Here is a 20,679-nt window from a genome sequence, read left to right as displayed (position 1 = left end):
AATTCATCCGTTTTCATAACTACTCAGCTACCTCCAGATTTTAATGATTTGATATTTCAATTTTTAAGTTCACCTCCGCAAATATTCATTAACGCTGGGAATAAAGAAAACTGGAAGTGAAATGTATGAACCGAAAAATAATTTTAGATGGTTATGGAAAAACTTGAGCAATTACATACAAAAACGCCATCCTTTCCTATAATTCTATAGAAAGAATGGCGTTTTTCTTCATTTGATTATGAATAACATCCACGGTGATACATCACTACTATTTTCTTTTATTAATCATCATCTCTAGCATGATCTTATCCATATTCGGTGAACCTTCATTTCCTAATCGGCAAAAGTTCTCGATTGTTTTATCAACATCTGTTTCGATAAATCCATCTGTAGCAGAGATACACATTCCTTGTGAGGCTAACAGTGCAGATTGTACAGCTGCGCTTGAACAAGTTGCTACTTTCATCGCACATCCTGCTTTTGCTCCGTCACAAAGCATCCCTGTTACATTTCCAAGTGTATTTTGGATGGCATACTTTATCTTTTCAATATCTCCGCCTAATAAATACGTAATAGCAGCCGATGCACTTGCACCAGCAACTGTTACACCGCAAAGTGCAGACAAACGCCCAAATTGATTTTTAATGTAAATCGCTAATAAATGGCTTAACGTAACAGCACGAATTAACTCTTCTTCAGAAGCATTCAATTTCTCACCTGCAGCTACTACAGGCATCGTTACGGCAATCCCTTGATTACCGCTTCCTGAGTTAGCCATTACTGGCATTGTCGAACCCGCCATACGCGCATCTGAACCAGCAGCTGCTAACGCCATCGCATGAGTTGTTAAATCATCTGATAGAATTCCTTTTAATACATTTGCCTTTAATGTTTTTCCAACTTGTAAGCCATATTCATTCGACAGACCATCTAATGCCACATTACGATTCAGTTCAATACTCTTTTTTACAAGTGCCAATTCCATTACATCTACAGTCGTAACAAATTCATATATTTCCGGAATCGTTAGTTCATCACGTTCTTCTTCAGAAGTGGAAAAGTTTGTATTTCCACATCCATTCTTATAAACAAGCTCTCCATTCGCTTCTACTAATGCGATAAATGTGTGATTATCATAAATAATAACTCTTGTATATCCCGCGTCAGTCGTAAGCTTCACTTCAATGTATAGCTTTTTAGACGTATCTGCTAATTCTACAGACACCTGCCCCGCTTCTACTAAAGAGATTGCTTGTTCTTCATCTTCTTCTGAAACTCCAGCTAACACTTCTAAACCTTTTTTACTATCTCCGGCTAACACACCTAAAGCAGCAACAAAGTCAATTCCCGTAGCCTTCATTCCTGGTATACCAACCGCCATTGCATTTTTAATAACATTTGTACTTGCAAATACTTCGATGGACTGTATGTCACCCTTCATATAATCTCTTGCAGTAGCTGCGGCTAACGCAATCGACACTGGTTCTGTACACCCTAAAGCAACGACTAATTCTTTCTCTAACACACGTAACATACTATTCTTGTTCACAAATTACCCCTCCTGTCTTTCAACTACTCATTATGTAAAATAATGAACAAGTTTTCGCAAACAATTAATTGTTTTCATCTTTAATCTTCTATAAATAACGGTATATAGTTGGTTCAGATATTTATAACATTTTTGGCCACTTTACAATTTTCTTCCACTACCTTCGAAAGAAATGTAACGAACGGATAGTATTGCTGTAATAATGTTTCATTCTCCAATACCACCTGTATTAAATTGTAATAATAATAAATTATCGTAATAATTTATTATTATTACAATTTAATAGTACCATGATATGTAAACGATTACAAAGCGTTTTCGAGTCCTTTTAATTTTTCAATATACTTACTATGCAAATACATCATGGACGCTATTTGTTTCCTCCTTTTGTTTTAAGTAGAAAAGGGCACTGACCGCTTCCACGTGCGGCCAAACGCTCTCACCCATCTAAAAAAGGCGGTTTCCCATTCTTCACAAAAAAAACTACCTCTTACAAGGTAGTTTCCTGCTGTTCTGGAACAAATAATTCCAAACAGTGATACATATTTTCAAACTCCATCGGTGCATCTCCGCCATATTCACCATCTAAATTAATCATTAATTTTTCTGTTGAATGTACTTTAATTCGATTTGCTTGTGTATATAGCACTTTCGGATTATTGATATGCTCGCCGCGCTGCGCTTGTGTCGCTGCTTTAATTAAGTCTGCAATCGATCCTTTTTTTAATATTAACAAATCAAATAAACCATCATTAATAGAAGCATACGGCGCTACTTTTTCAAAGCCACCGACTGATCGTGTATTTGTAATTAAAAACATTGTAATTTCTTCTCGTAATATTTTTCCATCATACTCAATTTCTACATATGTTGGATGTAAAGATGGTAACATTTCAATACCTTTTAAATAATAAGCAAGTTGTCCAAGTACTGTTTTTAATTTACTTGGTACTTCGTATGTTAATTCAGTTATGCGGCCACCGCCTGCAATATTAATAAAGTATGTATCATTTGCTCTTCCAAGATCAAGAGGTACCGTTTGACCAGCACAAATGATATCAACGGCTTCTTCAATTGTACGAGGTACACCAATCGCCCTAGCAAAGTCATTTGTTGTTCCAACTGGAATAATTCCGAATTTTGGACGATGGTCATTTCCAACTAACCCATTTACAACTTCATTTAATGTACCGTCGCCGCCTGCTGCGATAACAACATCAAACTTACGCTCTGCCGCTTGTCTCGCTGCCACAGTTGCATCTCCAGGACCTGTTGTCGCATGACATGATGTTTCATATCCTGCTTGTTCTAATTTTTGCAGTACTTCCGGTAAGTTTTTCTTAAACAACTCACGACCAGAAGTTGGATTATAAATAATTCTTGCTCGTTTCATATAATATTAGCACAGGAAAACCCTCATTCATCAAAAAAGGGAAAGGAATAGCCGCTAAGTATTTACTTAGCATTCCTATGCATACCCTCCTTCCATTTTTCACTCTCACGAAGCTATATAACTTCATTTTTCACATTAAGGTGCTATTTATTTCATATGATGAAAAAATTCTCTCTAAATTTAGATTTATCATTATTAGAAGCTTTTTGCAACTATCTTACCAAACTTAACATGACAGCATTTCCCTTATCTTTGTCAGTTAATCAAACGTTTGTTTAAACGAAATACCATTTAAACAAACGTTTGATTAACCCAGAAAAACACCCATTTATGGGTGTTTTTTCTGATTAATCTTTGCTGCTACTGTCTAACTTTGGTGGCTAGAACCATCCACCTCCGCTTTTCTTTATTATCGCTTGTTAATCTCTTCAAGTAAGATTTTATTAACAAGTGGCGGATTTGCTTGTCCTTTTGTAGCTTTCATAATTTGACCAACTAAGAAGCCAATTGCACGGTCTTTACCGTTTTTGAAATCTTCAATAGATTGTTCATTATTATCAAGAATTTCTGTTACGATTTTGCGAAGTGCTCCTTCGTCAGAAATTTGAACAAGACCTTTTGCTTTTACAATTTCTTCTGGGTCTCCACCGTTTTCAATTAATTCGTTAAATACTTTTTTCGCAATTTTAGACGAAATTGTACCTTTTTCAATTAATTGAATCATTTTAGATAAACCAGCTGGTGTTAGTGCTACGTCTTGTAATTCTTTTTGTTGTTTGTTTAAGTATGCTAATACTTCACCCATTAACCAGTTTGATGTTAATTTCGCGTCTGCACCGTCTACAACTGTTGCTTCGAAGAAATCAGACATCTCTTTCGTTAATGTTAATACGTGTGCATCATAAGCTGGTAAGCCAAGCTCTTCTACATAACGTACTTTACGAGCATCTGGAAGCTCAGGAATAGAAGCGCGAACGCGCTCTTTCCACTCATCGTCGATGTAAAGCTCTACTAAGTCTGGCTCTGGGAAGTAACGGTAATCGTCAGATCCTTCTTTCACACGCATTAAGATTGTTTTCTTTGTCGCTTCATCATAGCGGCGTGTTTCTTGTTGGATGATACCACCTGATAATAGCTCTTTTTCTTGACGCACTTGTTCAAATTCAAGACCTTTTTGTACGTAAGTGAAAGAGTTTAAGTTTTTCAATTCCGCTTTTGTACCGAATTTCTCTTGTCCAACTGGACGAAGGGAAATGTTCGCATCACAACGAAGGGAACCCTCTTCCATCTTACAATCAGATACGCCTGTATATTGAATGATAGACTTTAATTTTTCTAAGTATGCATATGCTTCTTCTGGCGTACGCATATCTGGCTCAGATACGATTTCGATTAACGGCATACCTTGACGGTTATAGTCTACTAATGAGTAGCCTTCGCTTGTATGCGTTGATTTACCTGCATCTTCTTCTAAATGAAGACGTGTAATACCGATACGTTTCTTTTTACCGTCTACTTCAATTTCAATCCAACCATTTTCCCCAATTGGTTTATCATATTGAGAAATTTGGTATGCTTTCGGGTTATCTGGATAGAAATAGTTTTTACGGTCAAATTTTGTTTCTGTTGCGATTTCACAGTTTAATGCCATTGCAGCTTTCATTGCAAAGTTAACTGCCTCTTTATTTAGAGTTGGAAGCACCCCAGGATATCCTAAGTCAATTACACTTGTTTGTGTATTTGGATCCGCTCCAAATTCTGTTGGACTCGCAGAGAAAATTTTCGAATTCGTTTTTAACTCAACGTGAACCTCTAAACCGATAATTGTTTCAAAATTCATCTATGCTCGCCTCCTTACAGACTTGCTTTTTTTGTATGATAATCTGTTGCTTGCTCGAACGCATGTGCAACGCGATAAATTGTTGCTTCATCGAAGTGTTTACCGATAATTTGTAGTCCAAGTGGCATGTTGTTTGCACCGAATCCACACGGAACAGAAATTGCCGGAACACCTGCTAAGTTTACTGGAATTGTTAAAATATCATTTGCATACATTGTCATTGGATCATCGACTTTTTCGCCCACTTTAAACGCTGGAGTTGGCGTTGTTGGTCCAATAATAACATCATAGTTTGCAAATACATTTTCAAAATCATTTTTAATTAATGTACGTACTTGTTGTGCTTTTTTGTAATATGCATCATAGTAACCAGAGCTAAGTGCAAATGTACCAAGCATAATACGACGTTTTACTTCGTCACCGAAGCCTTCGCTACGCGTATTCTTGTAAAGGTCCATTAAGTTATTCACATTATCAGAACGAACGCCGTAACGTACGCCATCAAAGCGTGAAAGGTTTGCAGACGCTTCAGAAGAAGAGATTAAGTAGTATGCTGCTAATGCGTATTTAGAGTGTGGAAGCGATACTTCTTCCCAAGTTGCGCCCATGCCTTCTAACACTTTTAACGCAGCTAGTACAGATTCACGAGCTTCTTCGCCAACACCTTCACCTAAATATTCTTTTGGCACAGCGATGCGTAAGCCTTTTACGTCACCAGTTAAACCAGCTAAGTAATTTCCAACTTCAATGTTTGCAGAAGTTGTATCCATACGGTCCACACCAGAAATCGCTTGTAGTAAGTATGCATTGTCTTCTACTGTACGCGTAATCGGTCCGATTTGGTCAAGAGAAGATGCAAACGCAACTAAACCATAGCGAGATACACGACCATATGTTGGTTTTAAACCAACAACACCGCAATATGCTGCTGGTTGACGGATGGAACCACCTGTATCAGAACCTAAAGAGAATAATACTTCTCCTGCTGCTACTGCTGCTGCAGAACCACCACTAGATCCACCTGGAACATAATCTAAATTCCATGGATTCTTTGTTGCATAAAAACCAGAGTTTTCGTTAGAAGAACCCATCGCAAACTCATCCATGTTTAATTTACCAATTGTAATTGTGTCAGCAGCGTTTAGCTTTTGCACAACTGTTGCATCATAAATTGGGTCAAAGTTTGCTAATATTTTGCTCGCACATGTTGTACGAAGACCTTTTGTTACGATGTTATCTTTCACGCCAATTGGCATACCAAATAGTAAACCGTTATCTTCAGCGCCTAACTTCGCATCTAATTCCTTCGCTTTCGCACGTGCATTTTCTTCATCTAATGTAAGAAAAGCTTTTACGTTATCTTCAACATCCGCAATACGTTTGTAAGATTCCTCTACTAAATCCGTAACGGAAATTTCTTTGCTGTTTAACTTCTTATGTAACTCTGATACAGAATGATCAAATAATGACATCGAAATTCCCCTCCTCTATTCTAAAACTGCTGGAACACGGATTTGATTCTCTTTGTGATCCGGTGCATTTTTTAATACTTCTTCAACTGGTAAACCTTTTTCAGGTACGTCTTCACGCATAATATTCTTCATATCTAATACGTGAGTTGTTGGTTTTACGTTTGTTGTATCTAATTCATTTAACTGCTCTGCAAATGTAACAATTGCATCGAGTTGTTTTTGAAATTTTTCTGCTTCTTGATCAGTAATTGCAAGACGCGCTAAATGGGCAACGTGCTTTACATTCTCAACGGAAATTCTTGACACGGCTAGGCCACCTCCATAATATATCGTACAATCTACAATACTATTGATGATACCAAATTTTCAGTAGTTCAAGCAAGTCAACACAGCGTACTTCACTCATTTTTGGACAAAAAAAGAAAGGCTTTCGCCTTCCCTGTCATTTTATTACTTTTCAATTGGTTCTTTCTTCGGAAGGTGTTCATTATCTTCCTCATTATCACGAATTGTTTTTTGCAGCACAAAACTAGACATTGTTAAAAATAATGTACCAATTAAATAATAGCCTTTTACACTAAGTGTTTCATCTAACGTATAAATACCAATTAGCATACCAGAAAGCGCACAAACGAAAGAAGTCCATGCTAAAAATGTGAACGCTTGAGTATTTCTCCTTCTCATTATTATCCCCCTTATCATTGCTCAACTCACTATTAGATAGTGCATTATTATCCATATTATGAAGGAATATGTAAAATAGCCTATCTTTTGTATTACTCTAGCATATATATAGTTCTTTATAAAGAATAAAATAGATTTAGTCTGAAAATTTAAAAACAATTGACATTTATTACAATTGAGCATAGAATGAAAAATATATTACGAACCTCGAAATATACGGGAGTGGAAATAATTGCTGCAATACGAACATTTTTTAGACTTACTGCTTGATAACGCCAAGAAGCTTTTCTATCCTGAAGAATGGGTAAGCCTTGATTTATCACTTTCAAAAACAGAAGTATTTTGCTTGCTTTGGATGGAGCGAAATACAGACATTACAATGAGTAAAATTGCGGAGCTTCTCGATATTCCAATGAGTACGACAACAGGTGTAGTCAACCGTCTCGTAAAAAAAGGATATATTGAGCGCTATCGAAGTGAAAGTGATCGTCGCATTGTATTGATTCGTTTAACGGAAGCTGGTCTAGAGCTTGTAGGAGAAGTAAAACAAAATGCTGCTTATTACTTTAGCCTTGTAACAGAAGCGCTATCAGAAGAAGAAAAGGCATTTTTACTACAGATCTTCCAAAAGATCATGAATCATATTGCTACATCACCACAAAAACCAGAAGAAAAGCTTACTTCAGCTAAGATTAAAAACATTCCGATTGAATAGACCCCTCTGCGGGTTTTTATTCAAAAATATATTTCGACTCTCGTAATATTCGACTATCGAAACAAAGGGGATATGAATGATGAGAATTATTTTGTACACAGGTAAAGGCGGCGTAGGAAAAACAAGTATTTCAGCAGCAACAGCAATGCAAAGTGCAAAACAAGGATTAAAAACGTTAGTCATGAGCACCGATCCTGCACATAGCTTAGGAGATTCCTTTGGTATGAAACTTTCATCAGAACCTCAAGAAATTTGTGAAAACCTATGGGCGCAAGAGATTAATACAATCTATGAAATGGAAAAGGGCTGGGGTAAACTGCAAAAATATATTACATTGCTATTTACATCAAAAGCAGCTGACGATATTACGACAGAGGAACTTACGATGTTCCCAGGTATGGAAGATTTAATTAGTTTATTGCGTGTATTAGATTACTATAAACAAAAAACATATGATGTCATCATTATTGATTGTGCTCCAACTGGCGAAACATTAGCAATGTTAAGCTTTCCTGATATGCTCGGCTGGTGGATGGAAAAACTATTTCCAATTAAACGTAAAGTATTAAAAGTTGTCCGTCCTGTTGCACAGCCACTTATCGGATTCCCCCTTCCTACCGACGATACTATGGAAGAATTAACAAATACGCTCGAACAACTCGGTGAAATGAGAGATATTTTATCCAACCGAGAAGTAACAAGCGTTCGCGTTGTTGTCAATCCGGAAAAAATGGTGATTAAAGAAGCACAGCGCAGCTTCACATATTTAAATTTATATGACTACAACGTTGATGCCATCATGATTAATCGTATCATTCCTGATACTGTAACAGATTCATATTTTCAAGCATGGAAAGATGCGCAAAAGAAATATAAAGCATTAATTCAAGATAGTTTTCAGCCGCTTCCTATTTACGAGGCACCTATGTTTGAACAAGAAGTAGTTGGCTTATCTATGTTAGAACGTGTCGGTGATGCTTTATTTAAACACGATCCTGATCCAACTGCGGTAAAGTTTAACGGCCGAACGCAGTATGTCACAAAAAACGGCGATGAATATATCTTTGTGCTATCCATCCCATTCTCTGATAAAAGTGAACTCTCTTTAAATCAAAAAGGTGACGAATTGATTATCCGTGCTGGTTCCGTAAAGCGAAACATTACATTACCAAAAACATTAACGCATTTATCCATTCAAGGTGCAAAATTTGAAGGTGATGTCCTCAACATTCGATTTGGAGGTGTCGTTCATGCGTGAAGACTTACTACGAAAAATGATTCGGACGAAAATTGAGGTTGGGTCGTATATGATAAACGAATTACCTGCCCCGCTTCAGCAGCGAGCAAAAGGGTTATTAAACATATTTCAGGAAGAACTCACTTCTTATATAAAGGAACAGAAGCAACCTGCGGAAACTTCTTTAAAACGTGTGACAATTGAATAATGATATAGGAAAAGACCAGGGAAAATCCTGGTCTCCTCCACTTAAATTTCTTAGTTTTAATCTCATGCAAAATTAAGACTTCCATTGTAGGGTAGATTTTTGAAAAAATACTGCATTAACGTCGCAATACACAATAATTATTTAATAGAACCAAATTGGACAGAGGAGGTTTTTCCATTGGGAGAATTGGTTATTTTATTTTTATTTGCTATTACATTACATAATTTAGAAGAAGCAGTATGGTTACCAGAGTGGTCAAATCACGCCTCAAAATTCCACAAACCTGTAGGGAAAAACGAATTTTATTTTGCAGTTATCGTTATTACTTCTTTAGCTTACCTTTCAACTTTTTATTATTTATTTTCTCCAAATTCAAGTCTGGCTAAATATATTCTTATTGGCTTCATTAGTTCAATGATTATCAACGTCATTTTTCCCCATTTACTCGCAAGTATCGTGTTAAAAAGATATGCACCAGGCCTCTTAACTGGCATGTTATTGAATATTCCTATTAATAGTTTCATTCTTTATCAATTTTTTAAAAACAACGAATTAACTTTTAGAGAGTTATTTTTATCCACACTTATAGTAGCAGGAGTATTAATAAGTTTAATCCCCATTCTATTCAAAATAGGAAAATCCATTTCTAAACCGTTTAATTAAAAACGAAAACAATTCAGTTTTAAATTTATGTAAATTTCTTCACCCTATAAAAGGAAAACTCTCTAAAGTAATGGAATAATTAAACGAATACAAAATTGAAAACGGGGGGCTGTAACAGAAATGAAAACTGCTCTTTTACTCGTAGATATCCAAAATGATTATTTTCCAGATGGAAAGATGGAACTACGCAACGCCGATGAAGCAAGCGAATATGCACAGCGCATACTACAACATTTCCGTGATACAAACCAGCCTATTTTTCATATTCAACATGTTTCCATGCAGGAAAATGCAACGTTTCTTCTTCCGAATACAGAAGGCGTACATATCCATGAAAGAGTTCGTCCTTTTCAACAGGAAACGGTCATATTGAAGCATTTTCCTAATAGTTTTCGAGAAACACCGCTATTAGAAAAATTACAAAATTTTCAAATTGAACACGTCGTTGTATGCGGCATGATGACCCATATGTGCATCGACGCTACAGTACGAGCTGCCTTTGATTTTGGTTTTACATGCACAGTGGTGCATGATGCGTGTGCAACGAAAGATTTAATCTTTAAAAACGTTTCGATTCCGGCTGTATACATTCACAATACCATTCTAGCTGCTTTAAACGGCGTATATGCTGAGGTAATCAGCGAGGCAGAATTTTTACAACGCGAACAATCCCTTCAGACTTAATCAAAGAAATTGTTTCTATTTTTCTTAAAGTATATATAAAAAAACACCGCTTTCAGCGAGCAAACTGAAAGCGGTGTCTTCTTGTCTAATCATAGATTTTCCTTCAAATTGTATTATACAGGAAACTTATAAAATTTATACAGAGAAATATGACGAACGGGTAAAACTTTCTAGTTATTTTGTTTGTTTTTATTTAAAATTAAGCGTAACAATCCAAAATAAGGATGTGTAACTCATGAAATTTTCAATTCAACGCAATCCACTGCTGTCTCTACTCATTATTGCATTATGTCCCATACCTTTTATTCTCTTTTTTGCAAAAGAAGCTGATACAGGCTCCATTATAGGTGGAATCATTATGCTGCTCATTATACTTATGCTTCTATGGGCACTATTTCATTCTTATCACGAGATTACACATACACATTTCATTGCTGTATTTGGTTTCTTTAAAATTATGATTCCGCTCCATGAAATAACGAGCATCAGATACACTTACAACTTACTTTCTGCACCTGCCTGGACGTTTAAGCGCGTAGAAATTACTTATAGCAACTATGATATAGCTCTTATATCGCTGCCAAAAGACCCCGATTTATTTATGAAAACAATGCAAGAGAAATGTCCACTTCTAAATAAGAATAGGAACTAACCTAGGGGGTTAGTTCCTTTCTGCGCGCGCATGTCGAATACTGCCGAACGGTCTTTATCTTGTGTCGAAGCGCTGATATATCCGAAAAAGCGCCGATAAACGAGGCATTTCCGCCGATATATTTGAAAAAGCGCTGATATCAGTTCATTTACCTATACGAATTCCAGTTGAATACAGTCAATTCTAACGCGCCGAGCAAAAAAAGACCTACACTCACTCTCTGACCGATTCTGATCTTTCAACACATAAGTCGCTGCTATGCAGAATACAATGCGCTCGCTACTGGCCTGCTCCTTTTGTTTAAAACTTAGCATGTGGCAGGAAAAGGCATTGACCGCTACTATGCATGATGGCCAGACGCTTTCTCCCTCCCATAAAAAAGGTAACTACTCAGCCATACATTTCATTTTTCTTTTTCCAGCATATAAATTGCTGCCATGCAGATCAAAATGGCAATGCAGATTGTTGCCCTTCTTTATTTGAAAACGCTTGGCGTGGCAGAAACAGGCACTGACCGCTACTATGCGCGGCCAGACGCTCTCTCCCTCCCATAAAAAGAAAAGGGTTTTTTATATCCTTTTGTATATAAAATAATTAAAGACCTTCTCGCTAGCGAGAAGGTCTTTCCTATACTTCTTATAGGGTTTCAGAAGTAGTTTTTGCTTGCATGTGAAGTGCTAAGTAGTCAGGGCCACCAGCTTTAGAGTCTGTACCAGACATGTTAAAGCCACCGAATGGTTGGTAACCTACGATTGCACCAGTACATCCACGGTTGAAGTATAAGTTACCAACGTGGAAGTCTTCACGTGCTTTTTCAATATGTTCACGGTTATTCGTAACAACTGCTCCTGTTAAACCGTATTCTGTATTGTTTGCAATTGCAAGTGCATGATCAAAGTCTTTTGCTTTGCAGAATGCTACAACTGGTCCGAAGATTTCTTCTTTCATAAGACGAGCATCTTCTGCAACGTCAGCAATGATTGTTGGTTTAATGAACCAACCTTGAGAATCATCACCTTCACCGCCTGCTACAAGTTTACCTTCTTCTTTACCAATCGCAACGTAGCTCATTACTTTATCAAATGCAGCTTGGTCGTTAACAGGTCCCATGTTTATGCCTTTTTCAGCTGGGTTTCCTACTGTTAATTCATTTGTTAATTCAATTGCACGGTTTAATACGTGATCGTATACATCTTCATGGATTACTGCGCGAGAACATGCAGAACATTTTTGTCCTGAGAATCCAAATGCAGATGCAACGATAGATTTTGCTGCTAATTCAAGATCTGCTTCTTTATCAACAACAATTGTATCTTTACCGCCCATTTCAGCGATAACGCGTTTTAACCAAATTTGTCCTGGATTTACTTTTGCTGCGCGTTCGTAAATACGAATACCAACATCGCGTGATCCAGTGAAGCTGATGAAGCGTGTACGAGGATGATCTACTAAGTAGTCACCAACTTCAGAACCGTTACCAGGAATGAAGTTTACTACGCCTGCTGGTAAGCCAGCTTCTTCTAATACTTCCATAAACTTCGCCGCTACTACAGGTGTTGTACTAGCTGGTTTTAATAATACAGTGTTACCAGACACTAATGCAGCTGTTGTCATACCAGCCATAATAGCGAATGGGAAGTTCCAAGGAGAAATAATAACACCTACTCCTAATGGAATGTAAGAAAAACGATTATATTCAATTGGACGGCTTTCTACCGGAATGCCATCTTTTAATTTCAACATTTGACGACCATAGTACTCCATGAAGTCAATTGCTTCTGCTGTATCAGCATCTGCCTCATTCCATGGCTTACCTGCTTCTTTTACAAGAATTGCGGAAAACTCATGTTTTCTGCGGCGAACGATTGCAGCTGCGCGGAATAAAATGTCTGCGCGCATTTCTGGTTTCGTTTTTCTCCAAGTTTGGAATGTTTCATCCGCTACTTGCATTGCTTTCTCTGCTAATTCACGACTTGCTTTTGAAACGCGGCCAACGACTTCTTCTTTATTTGCAGGATTTACAGAAACGATTTTATCGTCTGTAGTGATCTTTTCTCCCCCAATAATTAATGGATAGTCTTGTCCAAGATAAGATTCTACTTTCTTTAAACCTTCTTCAAATGCAACTTTATTTGCCTCTACTGTAAAATCTGTAAATGGCTCATGTTTGTATGCTACTACCATTATTTTAGCCTCCCCTTAGAAAAAAACGTTTACATTAAATACAATATTATTCTACACGATAATTTCGATTTGTTCAAATATTCTTAGACTTATATTTTTAAAATTAAAAAATTTTTTAAATATAATAAATAAAAAAACAACATGATGCATATGCATCATGTTATGAAATATGGATATATTCCCAAAAATTCTTTCCAATTAATAAAATTGTTACTGCCAAAAATAAAATACGCACATATCCTACACCCTTTTCAACAGCAAATCTCGAACCGAAATATGCACCTGCAACCATAGATACACCCATAATTAAGCCATATTTAAATTGAATTGCACCTAAAAATAAAAATGTAATCAACGATACAATATTGCTAACAAAATTTAAAATTCGACCTGCGGCAGCCGCGCGGATAAAATCCAAACCAATTAATAAAAATGCAAAAATTAAAAATGAACCTGTGCCTGGTCCAAAAAAACCATCATAAAATCCAATAATCAAAATGACTAGATAAAATAAAAATGTTTTTCCCTTCGTCATTTTTTTATAAGTAGATACACTACCCCAATCTTTTTTTACAATAATATAAATAGCAATTAATACGAGTAAAACTAATACAAGAGGACGCATCACATCCGGTGGAATGAACTTTACAACAAATGCACCTGCAACTGCCCCAACGATTGTGAATGGAATGAGTTTCCCTACAATGCGAAAATCTACTTTTTTAGAACGAATAAAATACATTGTACTCGTAAATGAACCCATTGTTGCCGCCAACTTATTTGTTGCGATTGCTGAAGCTGGCGGTAAACCTATAAACATAAGTGCCGGAAGCGAAATTAAGCCGCCTCCTCCAACAATAGAATCAATAAATGATGCTAAAAAACCAAAAGCAATAAGTAGTATAATGACCTGCAAACTTAAATCTTCCATCTGTACTTTCCCTCGATCCCCTTTTTATATAACAACATTAAAAATTATAACAAAATTTTCACTATACAAATAATAAAAACACCTTTCTTTTAGGTGGGCGAGAGCGGCTGGCCATGTATAGAAGCGGTTAGGGCCTATTTTCTGCCACATGCCATGTTTAAAAAGCGAGCGCAAATCACGTTATGTTTTACATAGCAGTGACTTATATACAATGGATTTATAGACAAAAAGCCGTTCCTCATAAAAGGAACGACTTTTCTTAATCTAACACTTGAACAAATGGCTTATCTTGTTTCACGTCGCGAATAATAATTGCTTCTGGACGGTCTACAGATTTAATTGTAACTTGTACTTTAATATAATTAGGGAAATCCATAACGGCCCCAGTTACGTATTGTGTAAATCCAATGACCTCTGCCTTTCCACTAAACTGAACTGGAATTTCAAGCTTCAATTCTTTTAATTGACCGTCTTTATAAAATCCTCTGCCTACAACTGCAGTATAATCACCTGTAAAATACTCCGCTATTTTCGCATTGAAGTTCTTTACATTTGTTGCATCATCACGATAATTCGTTTCTGCGTCATTAGAAGGGAATAAATAATACTTTTCGTCTAACGCTTTCCAATCGTCTACTTTATCGCTGCCTTTATCAACTTTTGAATACGATAAGAAAGAACCTGGTACAAGTGAAGATTTCGATTCCTGCTTGTAGATTGCAAAAGTAATTGGAACATTTTTCAATTCATCTTTCTTGCGTAGAAGTGGCAGGATTTCTTGCGCCATTTTTTTCCCTTCTTCTAGCAATGTTTTATCATCAATTTTTTGTTCACGCGGATAGCCGTGTTGTTCTGTAAAATAATGAACGGAATTCATCGCAAGACCAATAACAATTCCGCCTAATTCTGCTTGATTCTCATCTTTTATTTTCAAGTAATCTTGTTCTAAAATTTGCGATAAATACATTGGACTCTTTTGATTTCTTGCTTCTAGTGTTTCCGGTTCTCCTGGTGGTAGTTCTGGATTTAAACCATTCGGTAACCTCTTCTTCAACACTTTTTCTAAATTACTTTGCTGCTCAGGTGTACGTTTTCTCTCAATCAATGCTTGTATCGTATCTTTATCTAAATACTTTCCACCTTGAAATATATAATCTTTCGTACTATATGATTCTTGCGCAATGCGCATTAATCCTGTTTCAAATTCATCAACATCTAAACGGCTATTTAGTCCTTTCACAGCTAACCCTCGTGCCGATCCTTTTTCAAATGGAACTGCCGTTTTATAATAATCATCAGAAATCGAGTATTTCGAAATAATTGATTTATCTTTCGAATTCCCTTTTTCTACAATTTTTTGTTCTTTTTTTGGCCCTATACTACATCCACTAAGAAGTAATCCAAGGCTTAACGCTGCTAATATCACTTTTTTCATGGTAACTTTGCACCTCTTAATTATTGAGCTCTTGTAAGAACCTCGCTTCATCCCAAATCTCAACGTTATGTTTTTGTGCTTGCGCTAACTTAGAACCAGCAGCTTCTCCTGCAACGACTAAGTCTGTACTTTTACTTACACTGCCTGTGACTTTCCCGCCAAGCGCCTCAATTTTCTTTTTCGCTTCACTTCGGCCCATCACTTCTAGCTTTCCTGTTAACACAACCGTTTTTCCTGCAAAATAAGACTCGATGTTTTCTAAATCTGCTCGTTTTATCCCTTTATAAGTCATGTTTACACCATATGACTTAAATTGTTGTAATAGTTCTTGTACATCTTCATTATCAAAATACGTAACGATCGATTGCGTCATTTTTTCACCAATCTCATTAATAGTTGTCAGCTCTTCTTCTGTAGCGTTCACGATGTGATCCATCGTTTCATAATGTTCCGCTAACGTACGAGCGGCCTTTGCTCCAACGTGACGAATACCAAGACCGAACAATAAACGCTCTAATGAATTATCTTTGGAAGCTTCAATCGCTTGTACTAAATTTGAAGCAGATTTTTCTCCAAAACGTTCTAGTTGTAATAACTGTTCTTTCGTTAATGTATAAAGATCTGCAAATGTACGAATATAATCTGCATCAAACAACTGCGTAATTACCCGTTCGCCTAATCCGTCAATATTCATTGCATTACGTGATACAAAGTGAATTAATCCTTCTCGAATTTGTGCAGGACATGCTGGATTAATACACCGAAGAGCAACCTCTTCTTCTAAACGAACAAGTTCACTCTCACATGCTGGGCAATGCGTTGGCATATAAAATTCTTCTTCTTCACCTGTACGGCGGTCTACAATCACATTTACAACTTCAGGAATGATGTCTCCCGCTTTCTTTACAACAACATAATCACCGATGCGAATATCCTTTTCACGAATTAAATCTTCGTTGTGTAAGGAAGCACGGCGGACAATCGTTCCTGCCACGCGTACTGGTTCTAACTCAGCAGTTGGAGTTACAACACCTGTACGTCCAACGCTTAGTTCAATACCCGTCAGTTTTGTAACAACTTCTTCAGCTGGGAATTTATATGCAATGGCCCATCTTGGACTTTTTGCTGTTGTTCCTAAGCTTTCTTGAAGTGATACATCGTCTACTTTAATAACAATACCATCAATTTCGTAATCAAGATGCGGACGTTTTTCTTGCCACTCTTGCACGTAATCAATGACTTCATCAATTGTTTCGCAAACTCGGCGATTCGGGTTTGTTTTAAATCCAAGCTCTCCTAAAAGGTTTAACGATTCACTATGCGATGCGATCGTCTTTCCTTCTAAATCAGTAAGCCCATATACAAATAAAGATAAATTACGCTTCGCTGCAATTTTTGGATCTAATTGACGCAATGAACCCGCAGCTGCATTTCGTGGATTCGCAAAGACTGCTTCTCCGTTCTGCTCTTTTTCTTCATTTAATTTCACAAATGAACGTTTCGGCATGTACGCTTCTCCGCGCGCTTCTAGCGTCATTTCTTCTGTTAAACGCAGGGGAATCGCTTTAATCGTTTTTAAATTTTGCGTAATATCCTCACCCGTTGTACCATCACCACGAGTTGCTCCTTGAATGAAGCGTCCTTTTTCATAATGAAGGGAAACCGCCAGTCCGTCAATTTTTAATTCGCACACATATCTTACATTTTGATCGTCAATTCCTTGACGTACCTTGCGATCAAAATCACGTAAATCACCTTCATTAAAAGCATTCCCTAAACTTAACATCGGGGATTTATGTGTTACTTTCTCAAAAATATCAAGAATCTCTCCGCCAACACGAACGGTTGGCGAGTCTTCTGTAAAAAATTCCGGATGTTCTGTTTCTAATTTAATTAACTCTTGCATATGACGATCATACTCTGCATCTGATACAGATGGCTGATCTAGCACGTGATACTCATAATTAAGTTTATTTAAAATGTCACGAAGCTCTTCAATACGCTTTTGTGCTGCTTCTTTCGACATGACCTCATTCCTTTCTTACACTTTCGTCACTGGCGCAAATTTAGCCATTAATCGTTTAATGCCAATTGGACTTGGGAACGCGATGTCTAATTCTTTTCCATCGCCTTCACCTTTCACACTCACAACAGTGCCAATCCCCCATTTTTGATGGGATGCTTTATCGCCAACTGACCAGCCAATTTGCTCACCGCCTGTTGTTTTCGTAGCTGGACGAATAACCGCTGAACGGGCACGAACTGTTGTTGGAGTTGTAGGCTTAGATTTTGCACTAAAAGTTTCGCGCTTTGGTTTTACTTCATGAAGTATTTCAATAAGCTCCTCAGGAATTTCCGAGATGAAGCGTGATTCTTTATTCATGCTCGTTCTACCAAATATCGTTCGCATTTGAGCATTCGTTACGTACAGCTCTTCTTCGGCACGAGTGATCCCTACATAGGCTAAACGACGTTCTTCTTGCATTTCATCCTCTTCCATTAAAGAACGATTATGCGGGAAAATCCCTTCTTCTAATCCCAAAATGAAAACGACAGGGAATTCTAATCCTTTTGCAGAGTGCATCGTCATTAAAATGACTTCTTCACCAGCAGTTGGATCTTCATCTACACGATCAATGTCAGCAACAAGTGCTAAATCGGTTAAGAACGCAACAAGACTCTTGTCTTCACTTTGTGATTCAAACGTTTGTGTAACAGATAAAAATTCATCTAAGTTTTCTAAACGACCCTCTGATTCTAACGTACGTTCATTTTTCAGCGCATCACGGTAACCTGTTTTTTCTAGCACTTCTTCTACAAGTTCTGTTACCGATAAATATTCTTGCATGTTTACCCAATTATGAAGCTGTTTTGCAAATTCTGCTACTGTCTTTGCAATTTTTGCACTTACACCGACATGCTCAATTTCGTCTAATACAGCTGTTAATGAAAGACCATTTTGCACACCATAATTAATAATTTTATCAATAGATGTTGCTCCGACACCACGTTTTGGCACATTAATAATACGTGCAAAGCTAATTTCATCGTCCGGGTTTGCAATTAAACGCAAATACGCCAACATATCTTTAATCTCTTTGCGGTCATAGAACTTAATACCGCCAACGATTTTGTATGGAATATTTGATTTCAAGAAAATCTCCTCGACCATACGGGACTGGGCATTCGTACGATATAGTACTGCAAAATCTGTATACTTTCGATTTCCCATTTGAATTTCATCACGAATCTTTTTCGCAATAAAAAATGCTTCATCTTTTTCAGTTGCAGCGCGGTAATAAGAAATTTTACTTCCCACTTGATTATCCGTCCATAACTTCTTCGGTTTACGATTTGCATTATTTTCAATAACCGCATTCGCCGCATGTAAAATATTTTTTGATGAACGGTAGTTTTGTTCTAATAAAATAACCTGTGCATTGTCATAATCCTTTTCAAATGACAAGATATTTGAAATATCCGCTCCGCGCCAACGATAAATCGATTGATCCGAGTCACCAACTACACAAAGATTTTTAAAACGTGCTGCTAATTGATTAACAAGAATGTACTGAGCACGGTTTGTATCTTGATACTCATCAACATGAATATATTGGAATTTACGCTGATAAAACTCAAGCACTTCTGGCACACGTTCAAATAATTGAATAGTCGTCATAATTAAATCATCAAAATCAAGTGCATTATTTTTAAGAAGACGCTTTTGGTATTCTGTATATACATCGCTCGTCAGCTTTTCATATGGATCTGCAATTGTAATTTTTTTCGCATATTTTTCTGGAGATAACAATTCATTTTTCGCATTGCTAATTCCCGCAAGAATAGAACGCGGTTCAAATTTCTTCGGATCAATGTTGCGCTCTTTCATAATTTTTTTCACAACTGTTAATTGATCACTTGCATCTAAAATCGTAAAGTTACGATTAATACCAATGCGATCAATATCTCGTCGTAAAATACGCACACACATAGAGTGGAAGGTTGAAATCCAAATATCCTCTGCTTCAGGACCAACAAGTTTATCAATACGCTCACGCATTTCACGCGCCGCTTTATTTGTAAACGTAATCGCAAGTATATTCCACGGTGCAACACCTTTTTCGCCAAGTAAATAAGCAATGCGGTGCGTTAACACACGCGTCTTACCACTACCTGCTCCCGCCATAAGTAACAATGGACCAGACGTTGCTTGCACAGCTTTTTGTTGCTGCGGATTTAATCCTGTTAATAATTTTTCTGTTTTACTCATGTATTCGGTCACCTACTCTCCTTTTACAGCTTTTACTGTTGCTAAAGCTTTCTTTATATCTTCATAAACTAAATTTCCAACGACAACTGTATCCGCATATTGTGCCATTTCCTTCGCTTGGTCTGCATTTGCAATTCCGCCGCCATAATATAATGTTGCACTTTGCAGCTCAGCTTTCACTTTTCTTACAAGCTGCGCATCTCCATACGTACCGCTGTATTCTAAATAGAAGATTGGTAAATGAAGAAGTTTATCCGCCATACGCGCATATGCAATCACATCGTCTTCTGATAGTTCACAATTTGCTTCCGTTAACTTTGCTACTTTCGCTTCTTGGTTTAACACACAATATCCTTGCATGAAAATTTCATCCCAGTTCATAATATCCCCAAATTCTTTCAATGCCGCATGGTGAAGGCCTGTTACCCATTCTACCTTTTGACTATTTAACACACTTGGGATGTAATAAAAATCGAATCCTGGTGTAATCGAATCCAGCGTTGAAACTTCTAATACACAAGGAACTGCATATCTACGAATGCTTACTAGCATTTGTAATACATTATCAATTGTAACTCCGTCACTTCCGCCAACAATAACAGCGTCCGTTCCTGATTCACAAATAAGCTCTAAATGTTCATCACTTAACTCCTTATTCGGATCAAGTTTAAATACATGTTTCCACTGTGAAATCTCGTACATGAAAACACCCTTTCTTTTCTCTAATCGTCTTTGCACATTCTTTCATTATAACAAAAAATA

18 protein-coding genes are annotated in these 20,679 nt (G+C 37.0%); 6 read left to right on the top strand and 12 right to left on the bottom strand.

What is annotated here, in order from left to right; all coding sequences use genetic code 11:
* Positions 1-268 precede the first annotated feature (268 nt).
* From BM211_RS16630 to BM211_RS16605, 6 genes are all read right to left on the bottom strand, one after another.
* On the bottom strand, positions 269-1,549 hold the full coding sequence (locus BM211_RS16630; RefSeq protein WP_090998617.1) for an L-cysteine desulfidase family protein: 1,281 nt from the start codon (positions 1,547-1,549) through the stop codon (positions 269-271).
* A 490-nt stretch (positions 1,550-2,039) separates the two neighbouring features.
* Positions 2,040-2,942 (bottom strand): diacylglycerol kinase, encoded by a 903-nt coding sequence (locus BM211_RS16625; protein ID WP_035437751.1) that lies wholly within the window; start codon positions 2,940-2,942, stop codon positions 2,040-2,042.
* Positions 2,943-3,351: 409 nt separating this feature from the next.
* On the bottom strand, positions 3,352-4,782 hold the full coding sequence (gatB, locus tag BM211_RS16620; protein WP_035437752.1) for an Asp-tRNA(Asn)/Glu-tRNA(Gln) amidotransferase subunit GatB: 1,431 nt from the start codon (positions 4,780-4,782) through the stop codon (positions 3,352-3,354).
* A 14-nt stretch (positions 4,783-4,796) separates the two neighbouring features.
* Entirely contained in the window at positions 4,797-6,254 is a 1,458-nt protein-coding gene (gene gatA / locus BM211_RS16615; RefSeq protein ID WP_035437753.1) for an Asp-tRNA(Asn)/Glu-tRNA(Gln) amidotransferase subunit GatA, read from the bottom strand.
* Positions 6,255-6,269: 15 nt separating this feature from the next.
* The gene (gene gatC, locus BM211_RS16610; RefSeq protein WP_020062440.1) at positions 6,270-6,560 is read right to left on the bottom strand and encodes an Asp-tRNA(Asn)/Glu-tRNA(Gln) amidotransferase subunit GatC; all 291 of its coding nucleotides are present in this window, start codon (positions 6,558-6,560) and stop codon (positions 6,270-6,272) included.
* A 144-nt stretch (positions 6,561-6,704) separates the two neighbouring features.
* A complete protein-coding gene (locus BM211_RS16605) occupies positions 6,705-6,938 on the bottom strand; it encodes a YiaA/YiaB family inner membrane protein (protein WP_035437755.1) in 234 nt (77 codons plus the stop codon).
* Between the two features lie 232 nt (positions 6,939-7,170).
* On the opposite strand from BM211_RS16605, the gene BM211_RS16600 reads away from it, so the two are divergent.
* From BM211_RS16600 to BM211_RS16575, 6 genes are all read left to right on the top strand, one after another.
* Positions 7,171-7,653: a MarR family winged helix-turn-helix transcriptional regulator gene (locus tag BM211_RS16600; protein ID WP_035437756.1), complete on the top strand. Its 483-nt coding sequence runs from the start codon at positions 7,171-7,173 to the stop codon at positions 7,651-7,653.
* A gap of 76 nt (positions 7,654-7,729) precedes the next feature.
* Positions 7,730-8,911 (top strand): ArsA family ATPase, encoded by a 1,182-nt coding sequence (locus BM211_RS16595; protein WP_090998615.1) that lies wholly within the window; start codon positions 7,730-7,732, stop codon positions 8,909-8,911.
* Positions 8,904-9,098 (top strand): DUF3926 domain-containing protein, encoded by a 195-nt coding sequence (locus BM211_RS16590; protein WP_035437758.1) that lies wholly within the window; start codon positions 8,904-8,906, stop codon positions 9,096-9,098. The genes BM211_RS16595 and BM211_RS16590 overlap by 8 nt, the downstream gene beginning before the upstream one ends.
* A gap of 177 nt (positions 9,099-9,275) precedes the next feature.
* The gene (locus tag BM211_RS16585) at positions 9,276-9,761 is read left to right on the top strand and encodes an HXXEE domain-containing protein (RefSeq protein ID WP_035437759.1); all 486 of its coding nucleotides are present in this window, start codon (positions 9,276-9,278) and stop codon (positions 9,759-9,761) included.
* 120 nt (positions 9,762-9,881) lie between these two features.
* Positions 9,882-10,445: a cysteine hydrolase family protein gene (locus BM211_RS16580; protein ID WP_035437760.1), complete on the top strand. Its 564-nt coding sequence runs from the start codon at positions 9,882-9,884 to the stop codon at positions 10,443-10,445.
* Between the two features lie 235 nt (positions 10,446-10,680).
* Positions 10,681-11,097: a PH domain-containing protein gene (locus tag BM211_RS16575; protein ID WP_035437761.1), complete on the top strand. Its 417-nt coding sequence runs from the start codon at positions 10,681-10,683 to the stop codon at positions 11,095-11,097.
* Positions 11,098-11,733: 636 nt separating this feature from the next.
* Here BM211_RS16575 and pruA read toward each other — a convergent pair.
* From pruA to BM211_RS16545, 6 genes are all read right to left on the bottom strand, one after another.
* Positions 11,734-13,281 (bottom strand): L-glutamate gamma-semialdehyde dehydrogenase, encoded by a 1,548-nt coding sequence (pruA, locus tag BM211_RS16570; protein WP_035437762.1) that lies wholly within the window; start codon positions 13,279-13,281, stop codon positions 11,734-11,736.
* A 160-nt stretch (positions 13,282-13,441) separates the two neighbouring features.
* Positions 13,442-14,212, bottom strand: coding sequence for a TSUP family transporter (locus BM211_RS16565; protein WP_035437763.1), 771 nt, complete (start codon positions 14,210-14,212; stop codon positions 13,442-13,444).
* Between the two features lie 259 nt (positions 14,213-14,471).
* Positions 14,472-15,647, bottom strand: a complete 1,176-nt coding sequence (locus BM211_RS16560) for a CamS family sex pheromone protein (RefSeq protein ID WP_090998613.1) — start codon at positions 15,645-15,647, stop codon at positions 14,472-14,474.
* A 16-nt stretch (positions 15,648-15,663) separates the two neighbouring features.
* Positions 15,664-17,673, bottom strand: coding sequence for an NAD-dependent DNA ligase LigA (gene ligA, locus BM211_RS16555; protein WP_090998611.1), 2,010 nt, complete (start codon positions 17,671-17,673; stop codon positions 15,664-15,666).
* 15 nt (positions 17,674-17,688) lie between these two features.
* Positions 17,689-19,917 carry a DNA helicase PcrA gene (pcrA, locus tag BM211_RS16550; RefSeq protein ID WP_141771659.1) on the bottom strand — a complete coding sequence of 743 codons (2,229 nt, stop codon included), beginning with the start codon at positions 19,915-19,917 and terminating at the stop codon, positions 17,689-17,691.
* A gap of 12 nt (positions 19,918-19,929) precedes the next feature.
* Entirely contained in the window at positions 19,930-20,619 is a 690-nt protein-coding gene (locus BM211_RS16545) for a heptaprenylglyceryl phosphate synthase (protein ID WP_090998608.1), read from the bottom strand.
* Positions 20,620-20,679: the final 60 nt, after the last annotated feature.

The organism is Bacillus sp. 491mf (genome assembly GCF_900112415.1).
Classification (GTDB): Bacteria; Bacillota; Bacilli; order Bacillales; family Bacillaceae_G; genus Bacillus_A.
Note: the sequence above shows the minus strand (reverse complement) of the source record. Positions and strands in the feature narration are given on the sequence as shown.

What these genes read in the sequence shown, in the direction of transcription:
- BM211_RS16625 (WP_035437751.1), bottom strand. Translation starts at nt 2,942, where the DNA reads ATGAAACGAGCAAGAATTATTTATAATCCAACTTCTGGTCGTGAGTTG.
- gatB (WP_035437752.1), bottom strand. Translation starts at nt 4,782, where the DNA reads ATGAATTTTGAAACAATTATCGGTTTAGAGGTTCACGTTGAGTTAAAA.
- gatA (WP_035437753.1), bottom strand. Translation starts at nt 6,254, where the DNA reads ATGTCATTATTTGATCATTCTGTATCAGAGTTACATAAGAAGTTAAAC.
- BM211_RS16605 (WP_035437755.1), bottom strand. Translation starts at nt 6,938, where the DNA reads ATGAGAAGGAGAAATACTCAAGCGTTCACATTTTTAGCATGGACTTCT.
- BM211_RS16595 (WP_090998615.1), top strand. Translation starts at nt 7,730, where the DNA reads ATGATGAGAATTATTTTGTACACAGGTAAAGGCGGCGTAGGAAAAACA.
- BM211_RS16590 (WP_035437758.1), top strand. Translation starts at nt 8,904, where the DNA reads ATGCGTGAAGACTTACTACGAAAAATGATTCGGACGAAAATTGAGGTT.
- BM211_RS16580 (WP_035437760.1), top strand. Translation starts at nt 9,882, where the DNA reads ATGAAAACTGCTCTTTTACTCGTAGATATCCAAAATGATTATTTTCCA.
- BM211_RS16575 (WP_035437761.1), top strand. Translation starts at nt 10,681, where the DNA reads ATGAAATTTTCAATTCAACGCAATCCACTGCTGTCTCTACTCATTATT.
- pruA (WP_035437762.1), bottom strand. Translation starts at nt 13,281, where the DNA reads ATGGTAGTAGCATACAAACATGAGCCATTTACAGATTTTACAGTAGAG.
- BM211_RS16565 (WP_035437763.1), bottom strand. Translation starts at nt 14,212, where the DNA reads ATGGAAGATTTAAGTTTGCAGGTCATTATACTACTTATTGCTTTTGGT.
- BM211_RS16560 (WP_090998613.1), bottom strand. Translation starts at nt 15,647, where the DNA reads ATGAAAAAAGTGATATTAGCAGCGTTAAGCCTTGGATTACTTCTTAGT.
- ligA (WP_090998611.1), bottom strand. Translation starts at nt 17,673, where the DNA reads ATGTCGAAAGAAGCAGCACAAAAGCGTATTGAAGAGCTTCGTGACATT.
- pcrA (WP_141771659.1), bottom strand. Translation starts at nt 19,917, where the DNA reads ATGAGTAAAACAGAAAAATTATTAACAGGATTAAATCCGCAGCAACAA.
- BM211_RS16545 (WP_090998608.1), bottom strand. Translation starts at nt 20,619, where the DNA reads ATGTACGAGATTTCACAGTGGAAACATGTATTTAAACTTGATCCGAAT.